General features: G+C 68.3%; 13 protein-coding genes. 8 read left to right on the forward strand and 5 right to left on the reverse strand.

What is annotated here, in order from left to right:
* Positions 1-16: 16 nt before the first annotated feature.
* Positions 17-400, forward strand: a complete 384-nt coding sequence (locus tag PO605_RS20130) for a tautomerase family protein (protein ID WP_047474894.1) — start codon at positions 17-19, stop codon at positions 398-400.
* 50 nt (positions 401-450) lie between these two features.
* Here the strand turns inward: PO605_RS20130 and PO605_RS20135 are convergent, their stop codons facing one another.
* Positions 451-1,335 carry a LysR family transcriptional regulator gene (locus PO605_RS20135; protein ID WP_016448236.1) on the reverse strand — a complete coding sequence of 295 codons (885 nt, stop codon included), beginning with the start codon at positions 1,333-1,335 and terminating at the stop codon, positions 451-453.
* Positions 1,336-1,467: 132 nt separating this feature from the next.
* Between PO605_RS20135 and PO605_RS20140 the strand changes: the two genes are divergently transcribed.
* Complete coding sequence (locus tag PO605_RS20140; RefSeq protein ID WP_272206789.1) at positions 1,468-2,472, forward strand: Bug family tripartite tricarboxylate transporter substrate binding protein; 1,005 nt, start codon at positions 1,468-1,470, stop codon at positions 2,470-2,472.
* A gap of 13 nt (positions 2,473-2,485) precedes the next feature.
* Positions 2,486-4,117: a gamma-glutamyltransferase family protein gene (locus PO605_RS20145; RefSeq protein WP_272206790.1), complete on the forward strand. Its 1,632-nt coding sequence runs from the start codon at positions 2,486-2,488 to the stop codon at positions 4,115-4,117.
* 23 nt (positions 4,118-4,140) lie between these two features.
* Here the strand turns inward: PO605_RS20145 and PO605_RS20150 are convergent, their stop codons facing one another.
* Together PO605_RS20150 and PO605_RS20155 are read right to left on the reverse strand one after the other, a co-directional pair.
* Entirely contained in the window at positions 4,141-5,136 is a 996-nt protein-coding gene (locus PO605_RS20150) for a tripartite tricarboxylate transporter substrate binding protein (RefSeq protein ID WP_272206791.1), read from the reverse strand.
* A gap of 26 nt (positions 5,137-5,162) precedes the next feature.
* Complete coding sequence (locus PO605_RS20155) at positions 5,163-6,047, reverse strand: amidohydrolase family protein (protein WP_272206792.1); 885 nt, start codon at positions 6,045-6,047, stop codon at positions 5,163-5,165.
* Positions 6,048-6,123: 76 nt separating this feature from the next.
* On the opposite strand from PO605_RS20155, the gene PO605_RS20160 reads away from it, so the two are divergent.
* The 5 genes from PO605_RS20160 (at position 6,124) to PO605_RS20180 (ending at position 9,806) form a co-directional block, all read left to right on the forward strand.
* The gene (locus PO605_RS20160; RefSeq protein WP_046988493.1) at positions 6,124-7,095 is read left to right on the forward strand and encodes a LysR family transcriptional regulator; all 972 of its coding nucleotides are present in this window, start codon (positions 6,124-6,126) and stop codon (positions 7,093-7,095) included.
* Between the two features lie 24 nt (positions 7,096-7,119).
* The gene (locus PO605_RS20165; RefSeq protein ID WP_047467905.1) at positions 7,120-7,386 is read left to right on the forward strand and encodes an antitoxin; all 267 of its coding nucleotides are present in this window, start codon (positions 7,120-7,122) and stop codon (positions 7,384-7,386) included.
* Positions 7,383-7,829, forward strand: coding sequence for a type II toxin-antitoxin system VapC family toxin (locus PO605_RS20170; protein WP_034367439.1), 447 nt, complete (start codon positions 7,383-7,385; stop codon positions 7,827-7,829). Before PO605_RS20165 ends, PO605_RS20170 begins: the two co-directional genes overlap by 4 nt.
* A 63-nt stretch (positions 7,830-7,892) precedes the next feature.
* On the forward strand, positions 7,893-9,098 hold the full coding sequence (locus PO605_RS20175; RefSeq protein WP_016448243.1) for an MFS transporter: 1,206 nt from the start codon (positions 7,893-7,895) through the stop codon (positions 9,096-9,098).
* Positions 9,099-9,176: 78 nt separating this feature from the next.
* A complete protein-coding gene (locus tag PO605_RS20180) occupies positions 9,177-9,806 on the forward strand; it encodes a DUF4124 domain-containing protein (RefSeq protein WP_034367434.1) in 630 nt (209 codons plus the stop codon).
* Between the two features lie 63 nt (positions 9,807-9,869).
* On the opposite strand, the gene PO605_RS20185 is transcribed toward PO605_RS20180, so the two are convergent.
* Positions 9,870-11,015, reverse strand: a complete 1,146-nt coding sequence (locus PO605_RS20185; RefSeq protein ID WP_209672347.1) for an ABC transporter permease — start codon at positions 11,013-11,015, stop codon at positions 9,870-9,872.
* 1 nt (position 11,016) lies between these two features.
* Complete coding sequence (locus PO605_RS20190; protein ID WP_272206793.1) at positions 11,017-12,231, reverse strand: ABC transporter permease; 1,215 nt, start codon at positions 12,229-12,231, stop codon at positions 11,017-11,019.
* Positions 12,232-12,238: the final 7 nt, after the last annotated feature.

Below are 12,238 nucleotides of genomic sequence, written 5' to 3' on the forward strand. Positions count from 1 at the left end.
GCAAAGGAGCCACACCATGCCCATGACCCGGATCAACATGCGCGCCGGCAAGTCCCCCGCCTACCGCCAGGCCATCTGCGACAGCCTCTACCGCGCCATGCGCGAAACCTTCAACGTGCCGGAGGACGACCAGTTCATGACCATCACCGAGCATGACGGCGACAACTTCCGCTACGGCGCCTCCTACCTGGGCGTGGCGCGCAGCGACGATCTGGTGCTGGTGCAGCTCACGGTCAGCAACACCCGCAGCCTGGAGCAGAAGATGGCGCTGTTCAGCCGCATCGCCGAGCTGCTGGTCGAAAGCCCCGGCCTGCGGCCCGAGGACGTGTTCGTCAACCTGGTCGAGGTGGACAAGGAGAACTGGTCCATGGGCCACGGGCTCGCGCAATACGCAACTTAAGACACGCGGATCGGCGCAACAGCCACAGCGGCGCGCTCAGTCCGGCACACTCAGTCCGGCACCGCCAGCGCCGCCACGAATTGCTGGCCCACGGCGGTGATGATCTCGGCGCGCGCCGCCGTGCGCAGCTGCACCAGGGCGATCTGCCGGCTCTCGGCAGTCTGGGCAAGGGGCAGCACGCGCAGGCGCGGGTCGCCCTCCCAGCCATGCCGCGCCAGATTGGGCAGCATGGCCACGCCCATGCCGTCGCGCACCAGCTCCACGATGGTCTCGATGGAGTTGAGCTCCAGGAACTCCTGGGGCTTGGCGCGCAGGCGGCGCAGCGTGCGCTCCACCAGCTCGCCCGTGTGCTCGGTGCGGTCGAAGCGGATGAAGGGATAGCGCTCCACCATGTCGGCGGGCGCCGCGGGCCGGGCGGCGCGCGGCGCCAGCAGCACCATGGGCTCGGCGTACAGCGGTGTCCAGACCAGCGAGGGGCGCTTGATGGCCGGGTTGTAGACCACCACGGCCGCGTCCAGCTCATGGTTCTCCACCTGGGCGATCAGCCGGTTGGACTTGCCCGAGACCACATGCAGGTCCACCGCCGGATGGTGGCGCTTGAGCTCCAGCGTGGCGCGCACCAGCTGGCTCAGCGCCGAGACGATGGAGCCGAACTGCACGGTGCCGGCCAGCGGTGCATCGGCCCGCGTGCCGTGCTTGGCCTGCTCGTACAGCGCCACCAGCTGGGTGGCAATGGGCACCAGCGCCCGGCCCTGCTCATTGAGCGTGACCAGCTTGCCCTGGCGCGCGAACAGCTTACGCTTGAGGTCGTTTTCCAGCGTGCGCATCTGCAGCCCCACGGCCACCTGGGTCAGCGCCACGCGCTGGCCTGCCGCGGTGAAGGAGCCCTCGGCCGCCACGGCCAGAAAAGTGCGAAGAATGCGCAGGCTTGGCATAAAAGTTTTGCTTTCAAGATTCGTAAGAAATTCCAGCTTTCACCAAACAGTTTCTATCATCAAAATCGCTGGCAACCGATAGCCGATCGTCCTGATCACACCCTCCCACTTCCCGGATTTCTGGAGATCTCCATGCCTGCACCCGTGTCCCGCCGCCTGCTCGTCTGCTGCGCCGCCCTGTTGACCTGCGCCACGCCCGGCTGGGCCGCACCCGGCTGGGCGGCGCCCGCCGCCGATGCCTGGCCCTCGCAGCCGCTGAAGATCATGGTGGGCTTTGCCGCCGGCGGCGCCAACGACATCGTGGCCCGCATCCTGGCCAAGGAGCTGCAGCAGCGCCTGGGCCAGAGCGTGGTGGTGGAGAACCGCGGCGGCGCGGGCGGCCTGATCGCCAGCGAAGTGGTGGCCAAGGCACCCAAGAACGGCTACACGCTTCTGCTAGGCTCCATCGGCAGCAACACCGTGGCGCCCGTGCTGGCCAAGAAGCTGTCGTTCGACCCGCGCAAGGACCTGGAGCCCATCACCCTGGTGGCCGAATCCGGCAACGCGCTGCTGGTGAACGCCGCCCTGCCCTACAAGACGGTGCAGGAAATGATCGAGGCCGCGCGCAAGGCGCCGGGCAGCATCAACTACGCATCGTCGGGCAACGGCTCCACCCTGCACCTGGCCGGCGCGCTGTTCGCGCAGCAGGCCGGCGTGAACCTGGTGCACGTGCCCTACCGCGGCAACGGCCCGGCCATCACCGATGTGTCGGGCGGCCAGGTGCAGGCCATCTTCTCGGGCATTCCGCCTGCCATCACATCGGCCAAGACCGGCCAGACCCGCATCCTGGCCGTGACCACGAAGCAGCGCGTCAAGAACCTGCCCAACGTGCCCACCGTCGCCGAGGCCGGCCTGCCCGGCTATGCCTTCACGTCCTGGTACGGCCTGTTCACCACGGGCGGCACGGACCCGGCCATCGTCGAGCGGCTGGCCCTGGAAGTGCGCAAGATCATGGAGCGCCCCGAAGTGCAGGCCCAGTTCGAGGCCCAGGGCCTGGACCCCGAGACCAGCGACCCCAAGTCCTTCAAGCAGCAGATCGACCGCGAGCTGACGCGCTGGAGCCGTGACGTGAAGACCATGGGCATCACCGCCGACTGAGGCAGGCTCTTTCATGCACGCCTCTTCCTCTCCCTTCTCTCCCGGCAACCCCTACGACTCCAGGCGGGTGCCCGTGTTCGCGCGCAATGCCGTGTCCACCTCCCACCCGCTGGCGGCGCAGGCCGGCCTGCGCATGCTGTGGGCAGGCGGCAACGCGGTGGACGCGGCCATTGCGGCGGCGGCGGCCATGACCATCGTCGAGCCGGTGAGCAACGGCCTGGGCTCGGACGCCTTCTGCATCCTCTGGGATGGCAAGGAGCTGCACGGACTCAACGCCAGCGGCCGCGCACCGCAGGGCTGGGCGCCCGAGTACTTCCACCAGCGCTATGGCCCCCAGGACAAGCCGCCGCGCCGGGGCGTGGACTCCATCACCGTGCCGGGCGCCGTCAGCGCCTGGGTGGCCCTGCACGAGCGCTTCGGCAAGCTGCCCTTTGACGCGCTGATGGAGCCGGCCGCCGAGATCGCCGAGCGCGGCTACCTGGTGCCGCCCGTGGTCCAGCAGAAATGGGCCGCAGGCGCGCCCGAGCTGCAATCGCAGCCGGGGTTCAGGGAAAGCTTCCTGCCCCGGGGCCGCGCGCCCGAGGTGGGCGAGCTGTTTTGCTTTCCCGCCGCAGCGCGCGCCCTGCGCGCCATTGGCGCCACGCGCGGCAAGGCCTTTTATGAAGGCGAGATTGCCCGGGCCGTGACCTCGTTCGTGCAGCAGCACGGCGGCTGCCTGGGCATGGCCGACATGGCCGCGCACGAGGTGCAATGGGTGCAGCCGCTGGCCAAGGACTACCGCGGCCACACGCTGCACGAGATCCCGCCGGGCGGGCAAGGCATTGCCGCGCAGGTCGCGCTGGGCATTCTGTCCAACTTCGACCTGGCCAGCCTGCCCGTGGATGGCGTGGCCTCCCAGCATCTGCAGATCGAGGCCATGAAGCTGGCCTTTGCCGACATCTACCGCTACGTGGCCGATGCGGACATGGAGGTGACGCCCGCACAGATGCTCGACGACGCCTACCTGGCCTCGCGCGCCAGGCTGATCGATCCGCGCCGTGCGCAGGACTTCAAGGCCGGCAACCCCGTGCGCGGCGGCACCATCTACCTGACGGCAGCCGACGAGAACGGCATGATGGTCAGCTTCATCCAGAGCAACTTCTCGGGCTTTGGCTCGGGCGTGGTGGAGCCGACCTTCGGCATCAGCCTGCAAAACCGCGGCCACGGCTTCGGCACCGACCCCCAGCACCCCAACCGCGCCAACCTGGTGGGCCCGGGCAAGCGCCCCTTCCACACCATCATTCCGGCCTTCCTGACCCGCGACGGCCAGCCCGTGATGAGCTTCGGCGTCATGGGCGGCAACATGCAGCCCCAGGGCCACATGCAGACTGTGGTGCGCATGCTGGACTACCGCCAGTCGCCCCAGGCGGCCTGCGATGCGCCGCGCTGGCGCGTCAACGAAGGCCTGGCCATCAACGTGGAAGGCGGCATGGACCCGTCCACCATCGCCGGCCTGCAGGCGCTGGGCCACCAGGTGGAGATCATCCACGACCCCTACCAGGACTTCGGCGCCGGCCAGTTCATCTGGCGCATGGGCGATCCCGCCGTGGAGGGCTACCAGATCGCCAGCGACCCGCGCCGCGACGGGCTGGCGGCCGGGTTCTGAAGCGTGCTCCAACCCGCCTGTGGCTACTCCGCGCGCAGGCGCCCCTGCCGGGTCAGCCGCGCCGCCAGCGCGGCCTCTTCGCTGACCAGGCGCTGCAGCACGGCCGCGCTGGCCGGGAAGGGCTCGCTGCCCAGTTCGCGGATCAGGCGACTGAACTCCGGGTCGGCCACAGACTGGGAGATCCAGCCATACAGGCTGTCCACGCTGGCCGTGGGCGCACCCTTGGGCGCGAACACGCCCACGAAGGTGGTGGCATCGAACACCGGCAGGCCCAGCTGGGCCAGGTCGGGCACATCGGCCAGCCCGCCCCCGGCGCGCGGCCCCAGCACGAACAGCGCGCGCAAGGCGCCGCTCTTGATATGCGGCGTGGAGCTGGTGATCTGGTCCACCACGGCATCGATCTGCCCGCCGATCAGATCGACCAGGGCCGGCCCCGATCCCTTGTAGGGCACGGGATTGACGCGCACCTTCACGGCATCTTCCAGCTGCAGCACGGCCAGGTGATTGGGCGAGCCCGGGCCGGCATGGCCCACGGTCACGCTGCCATCCTTGGCCTTCATCGCCTTGATGAAATCGGCAGCGGTCTTGAAGCGCGCGTCGTTGGCGCGCACCACCACGACCACGGGCGTGCGGCTGACCACGGCAATGGGCGCAAAGCTGTCGGCGCGGTAGGGCAGCTTGATCATCTCGGGCAAGGTGCCCAACTGGCCCGGCGTGGCCACCAGCAGCGTATGCCCGTCCGGCTCGGCGCGCGCCACCCAGCCCGAGCCCACGGCACCACCGCCGCCCGCACGGTTGTCCACGATCACGGACTGCCCCGCATGCCGGGCCAGCGGAATGCCCAGCGTGCGGGCCACGATGTCCACGTTGCCGCCCGGCGCAAAGGGCACGACCAGCGTGAGCGGCTTGGCGGGAAATCCGCGCGCCTGCACTGCAGATGCGGCCGATGCCGCAGCCAGCGCCGCGAAAGATACCGCCGTGCGTATAAAGCCTCTGCGGCCCGATGTGATTCGATTCATTTTCTCTGTCTCCTGCTATTTGAAAATCAATGACCCCAATATAGGCGCGCGGGGTTATCGACCAATACCGTATGCCTGTATTCCTCTGGAACCCAATCCACCAGTGCCTGCGCCAATTCGCTAGCGGAATTCGAACGGGCCTTTATTCCGGGATGCGGCCAGTCCGACCCCCATACGATCCGGTGCGGATTGGCCTGCACCAGGGCATGTGCAATGGGAACCACGGCCGGGTCCGCGGCCGATGCCGTTGCCGATATCCGGTAGGCGCCCGAGAACTTCACCCAGGCCCGGCCTTCCTTCATCAGCGCCTGCAGGTTGCGGCTGCCCGGCCCGCCGGCGCCCAGCTGGCGCGACGGGTGGCCGAAGTGATCCACCACCACGGCCACGCCCATGTCGGCCACGCGCTGCGCCAGGCCAGGGTCGTCATCCACGTTCACCAGCAATTGCACATGCCAGCCCAGACCCCGGATGCGGTCGGCCACGGTCCGCAGGCTGGAGACGGAGACCCCGCCCGAAAACAGCGCATTGCACCGAGCGCCGCGCACGCCCAGGGCGTGCAGCGCTTCGATCTCCGCATCCGGCGTGTCCTCGTAGATCACGGCCACACCACGCATGCGGCCCGCTTCGGCATGGCGCAGCGTCTGCTTGAGCAGGCCGTGGTCGCGGCCATACACGCTGGGCTGGACCAGAACGCAGCGGCCCACGCCCAATGGGCGAAAGGCTTTCCAATAATCGTCCATGGACGCGACAGCCGGCGTATAGGCGCGTTCCGCAATCAACGGAAAATCATCGGAACGACCAAATACATGGAAATGGGTATCGCAGGAATTTTCCGGAAACAGATATTGTTCCGCTGGATTTTCGACTGCGTCGCAATCAACGGCACAGCGGTTGAAACTGGGTGAATTCATGGGCGTTCATTTCAAAGCTGGTGCATTGTCGTGACGCACGTAAAATTCAGTCAAGCTCATCTTTGTCATCATCAAAATGAACAGCATTCAACATGCGGACGGCGCGCCCCGGGCTCCGGTCAACCTGCGCAGCATCGACCTCAACCTGCTGGTGATCTTCGAGGCCCTGGTGGAAGAACGCAGCGTGGGCAAGGCCGCCGCGCGGCTGGGCATCACCTCCTCGGCCGTCAGCCATGCGCTGCGCCGGCTGCGTACCCAGTTCAACGACCCGCTGCTGCTGCGCACGGCCGAAGGCATGTCGCCCACGCCCGAGGCCGTGCGCCTGGCGCGCAGCTTCCGCAAGGCCTTCAGCGAGATCGAAAGCGCCATCGAGGTCAGCAAGGGCTTCGATCCGGCCACGGCGCGGCGCAATTTCCACCTGCGCCTGTCCGACTACGTGGGCGTGCTGCTACTCCCGCAGCTGTGCATCCATCTGCGTGCGGTGGCGCCGGGCATCAGCCTGTCGGTGCAGTCCTTCGACGGCCGCCAGCCCTCGGACCGCGTCGAGTACGAAGGCGTGGAGATACGGCTGTCCGTCTCGCGCGGTCGCTCGGTGCTGTCGGCGTCACGGCGCCTGCTGGACGACCAGTGGATGGTGCTGATGCGCAAGGACCATCCGGCCGCCGCCTCCCCGCTCACGCTGGAAAAATACCTGGAGCAGGGCCACCTGAAGGTCACGGGCGTGGGCAGCAGCATCGTGGACGAACTCCTGGCCGAGCGCGGGCTGGCGCGGCGCGTGATGTTCCAGGTGCCCACCTGGCTGGGCATGGTGCCCGTCATCGAATCCACCGACCTGGTGGCCGCCATGCCCGCGCACTGGATGCACAGCGTGCTGTCCGGCTCCAACTGCGTGGCGCGCCCCATGCCCCTGCCCGAGCTGGCCCTGTCCATCGACGCCGTCTGGCATCCGCGCAACGACCATGACGCGGGGCACAAATGGTTCAGGGAGCTGATCCACCAAATCTTCCAGGAGGCGTACAGCAAGTCACAGCGCGGATATATACTTTGATACATACCAACAGGAGGAATCGCCGTGACGCAGACTGCCAAGCTTTTCACCACCGGTCGCAGCCAGGCCGTGCGCCTTCCCTATGAATTCCGGTTCGAGGAAAAAGAGGTCTACATACGTCGCGACCCCATCACGGGCGACGTGATCCTGTCGCGCCGTCCCGACTCATGGCAAGAGTTCTTTGCGCTCGACGCCACCACCGACGTGCCGGCCGATTTCATGGACACCGCTGACCGAGCGCAGCCAGAGTCAGGCCGCGATCCGTTTGCCGACGAAGGCAGTACGCGATGACACGCTACCTGCTGGACACCAACATCGCCAGCCACATCATCAAAGGCGATATCCCTGCCGTGCGCGAACAGCTGGTTCGCGTACCCATGCACCAGATCGCAGTGTCGGCGGTCACGCAGGCCGAACTGATGTACGGGGTCGCCAAGCGCGGCCACCCTGCCGGGCTGTCGCTGCGGGTGACAGGGTTCCTGGCCCGCGTCGAGGTGCTGCCCTGGACGGCCCAGGTGGCCGATGCCTACGGCCACCTGCGCGCCGCTTGCGAGGCGGCCGGCATCACGCTGGCCTCCATGGACATGATGATTGCCGCGCACGCCCTGCTCCTGCAGCAGCAGGCCGCGCAGGCCGGCGAGCGCTCGGTGCTGGTCACAAGAGACCGGGTGTTCAGCCGCATTCCCGAACCCGGACTGGCCATCGCGGACTGGACCACCGGCCCGGCTGGCTGAATCGGCGCTTAACCCAGCCCTCATGCTTTTCGGTGAAGATGCGGTCTTTCCGCCGCACAAGCCATGACACCAGAACAACACACTCCAGCGCTGCAGCGCCGCAACCTCGGCCTGCTCGTGGCCGCGCAATCGCTGGGGGGCGCGTCGCCGCCCATCATCATTTCGCTGGGCGGCCTGGTGGGGCAGCAGCTGTCCACCAATCCCACGGCCACCACGCTGCCGGTCAGCATCTACCAGCTGGGCCTGGCGCTATCCACGCTGCCCGCGGCCTGGCTGATGCAGCGCATGGGGCGGCGCACGGCCTATGTGCTGGGCGCCATCCTGGGCGTGGTCTCGGGCGTGATCGCCGCCCAGGGCATTGCGCACTCCGATTTCGTGACCTTCTGCATCGGCACGGCGCTGGCGGGCTTTTACGCGGCCTGCGTGCAGAGCTACCGCTTCGCGGCCACCGACGCCATGACCGACCCCGCCGAGCAGGCGCGCGCCATCTCGCGCGTGATGATCGGCGGGCTGATCGCGGCCATCATCGGCCCGCAGGTGGTGATCTGGACGCGCGACGCCCTGCCCATGACACCGTTCGCAGGCAGCTTCTACAGCCAGGCCGTGCTCGCCCTGCTGGCCCTGCCGCTGCTGCTGGGCCTGAAGCTGCCGCCGCCCCAGGCCCGCGCCGTGGCGGGCGAGGCCCGGCCGCTGGCCGAGATTGCGCGCACGCCGCAGTTCATCGTGGCGGCTTCGGCCGGCGTGGTCAGCTACGGCCTGATGGCCTTTCTGATGACGGCCGCGCCCATGGCCATGGTGGGCTGCGGCCACACGGTGGGCGAGGCGGCGCTGGGCATCCAGTGGCATGTGCTGGCCATGTTCGCGCCCAGCTTCTTCACGGGCCGGCTGATCGCGCGCTTCGGCAAGCGCCGCATCACGGCGCTGGGGCTGGTGATGATCGCCGCCTCGGCCCTGATGGCGTTGATGGGGCTGGAGCTGCTGCACTTCTGGGGCTCCCTGGTGCTGCTGGGCGTGGGCTGGAACTTCGGCTTCATCGGCGCCACGGCCATGGTCACCGAGTGCTACCGCCCTGCCGAGCGCGCCAAGGTGCAGGCGCTCAACGATTTCCTGGTCTTCGGCACCGTGGCCGTGGCCTCGTTCGGCTCGGGCCAGCTGCTGCACACGGCCGGCTGGGACGGCATCAACACCTGGCTGCTGCCCATCGTGGGCGTGGTGCTGCTGATGCTGGCCATGCAGGGACGGGGTCGCGGCGCGGGCGCGCCGGCCTGAAGTGTGAAGCGCATGTCGGAACGGACGCCATGCCAGGCCATCGGAAATTGTGGTCCAGACCTCTTGTGGAGAGAATCCATGCGTGAAGCCATTGCACTGTTGTGCGGCCTGACATTCGCAGTTCCAGCCATGGCGCAGATCTATCAATGCAAGGATCCATCCGGAGAAATGAATTTCTCCGACCGTCCATGCAGCAGCGCGCAAGTCGGCGGCATGATCGAGCGCCGAAAGACGGATGCGGAGATTCTCCAGGAGCGCGCCGAGGCCGCGCAGGCCAACGAGCGCAAATACCGCCAGCAGGCCGTCGACGCACAGCGGCGCCAGATCGATAGCCAGCAGCGCATGATCGACCAGCAGGCGCAGCAGCCCACGCCTGCATCAGCCTCCCCGGGCTGCAGCCAGGCTCGCAAGGAGCTGGAATTCGTCTCCAGCATCCGCAGCCTCTCCGAAGGCGAAAAGCGCATGCGCATGAATGCGCAGATCTCCAACGTGAATGCATCCTGCGGCACGAATATGCCCTTGCTCCAGGAGCCACCCAAGATTGTCCTGACCCCTCCAGCCGGCACCCGCACCGTAAAGCTCGACCGGTGCAAGGCAGACAGCTGCTTCGACATCAAAGGCAACCTCTATCGCCGGTATCGCGACACCTTGACCGCCTACAACGGGCTGATCTGCGTGCTGGAAGGCGACACGATTCGCTGCGACTGAGCGGCGCCGTCCAACCCATGATGGGACCCGCCAAGGCGGACCTGTGCTGGACGCAGCATCGGTCTACTTGCGGCCATCCCCGGGCAGGTCCGCACGGCGGCTGCCCAGCCAGAGCACGGCCACCCAACCCAGCAGCGCCAGGGCCAGCAGCACGGACAGATGCCATAGCGCCGCCTCCAGCGGCGCGCCGGCCTGGTTCAGTCGCAGCGAGGCCTGGATGGCCGCCGTGCTGGGCGACAGCCAGCGCAGCGCCTGCAGCAGTTGCGGCAGGGCTTCGGCCGGCCAGCTGAAGCCTCCGACGAAGGCCAGCGGGATGGAGGTGAACAGCACCACCTGCATGGCGCGCTCGCGGTTGGCCAGCCACCAGCCCAGCAGCGCCGCCGCTCCCGCCACAGCCGGGACGAAGACGGCCAGCAGCGCCAGCGCGCCCCAGGGATTGCCGCCGCGCGGATAGTCGTGCCAGACGAAGATCCAGCCGAAGTAGTACAGGCCCGAGAGCCAGCCCAGCGTGCACAGCGCCAGCAGCCGCGCCAGCCAGGTGCGTGCCGGCGCCCGGTCCAATCCCTGCTCGCGCCAGGTTCCCACCAGCAGCGCGCCGCCCATGAGCAGTGTCTGCTGCAGGATGATGATGGCCACGGCGGCGACGACGAAGCTGCCGTAGCCTTCCGTCGGATTGAACAGGGCCTGCATCTGCAGGTTGACGGGCGAGCGGCTGGCCTGGGCCTGCAGTGCGCTCTGTCCGCCGGCCGTCAGGCGCCGCAGCTCCACGCCTGCCGAGACCGTGCCGAAGGCCTCGGCAAAGCCGTACTGCACCTGCTTGGCGGCCAGCGGGTAGGCACCGTTGGCATAGACGGGGACCACGGCCTCTTCGCTGCGCACCACGCGGCGCTTGAGGTCGCGCGGCAGCAGCGCGTAGCCCATGACGCGGCCATCCAGCAGGGCCTGCTGCGCCTGGGCCTCGTCGCCCGTGACCAGGGTCACCTCGATGCGCGGGCTGGCCTGGGCAAAGCGCAGCATCTGGCGCGCCAGGCCGCTGCCGTCGTGCTGCACCACGGCCACGGGCACGCGCTGCACGACCTCCTGCCCATAGAACCAGGGATAGAAGAAGCCGTAGAGCACGGGCGCGCCCACCAGCAGCATGAGCACGCCCACATCGCCGAACACGGCACGCAAGGCGCTGATGAAGTCATGCGCAAAGCCCCTGGCCATCTCAGCGCCCTCCCCATTTGTCGGGGCGGGAAAGGCCGCGCGCCAGGCCTGCCGTGGCCAGCAGCAGCAACACCAGCGCGGCCAGCAATAGCCCGGCCACCACGGGCAGGCTCTGCACGATGGGCGCGCCCATCTGCAGCTGCTCTATCTGCAGCCGCGCATAGTGGGTATAGGGCATGGACAGGGCCCAGGCACGCGCCGAATCCGGCATGGCCAGCAGCGGAAAGCCCACGCCGCTGAACGCAAAGGCCGGCGCCGACAGCAGGCCCGCCCCCGAAAGCGCCGTGCGCAGCGACAGCGTGAGCGCCGCCAGCAGCGCCCCCGCCGCCAGGCTCACGGCGATCAGCAGCAGCAGGGCCAGCGCCACCCAGGCCAGGCTGGCAGCGCCCTGCCCCGGATGCCAGCCCCGTCCGGCCGTGAGCCACAGCATGGCCAGCGTACCGCCCAGGCCCAGGCTGGCCCAGGACAGCGCCAGCTTGCCTGCCAAGGCGCCCGCAATGGCGCTCCAGCCGGGCCTTCCCGGGCCCGCAGCCTCGGCCATCCACTGGCCCAGCGTGCGGTCGCGCAGCTCGCGCCCCACGGACCAGGCGCCGGCCGTCATGCCCAGGATGTGCAGCAGCGCGGGAATCAGCGCCGCCGCCAGGAACTGCTCGTAATTGGTGGAGATGTTGAACAGCGACACCAGGTTGGTGCGTATAGGCTCCATGCGCACGCGCAGCGCCTGGGCCGGGTCGCCGCGCTTGGCACGGGCCTGCATTTCCACGCCGGCCGACAGCGTTCCCACCACCTGGCGCAGGTCGCGCTGGATCAGGCTGGAATGCGTGGCCAGCTGGGCGTTGTGCATGAGCACCACGTCGGCCCCCTGGCCCCGCTTGATGTCGCGCGCAAAGCCGGGCGGGATCTGCACCACGGCATAGGCATTCATGGACTGCAGCGCCCATTGCGCCTCCGAGGCATTGAGCGCCTGCGACTGCACGGCCAGGCCCGGCGTGGCGTCCAGCATGCGCACCAGCTGGCGCGACAGGGCGCTGTGGTCCTGGTCCCAGACAGCGACGGGCAGGCGCTGGACCAGGCCTGCCGAGAAGATCCAGACCATGAGCAGCAGCGCCAGCAGCGGCACCCAGCTGACCATGGCCAGGTCCCAGGGCCGTCCGCGCAGCAGACGCCATTCGCGCCGCAGGCTGGCGGCAAAGGCCGTGGGCGGGTTCGCGCTCACTGCCGCC

The organism is Delftia sp. DT-2, assembly GCF_028401915.1.
Taxonomy (GTDB): Bacteria; Pseudomonadota; Gammaproteobacteria; order Burkholderiales; family Burkholderiaceae_C; genus Comamonas; species Comamonas tsuruhatensis.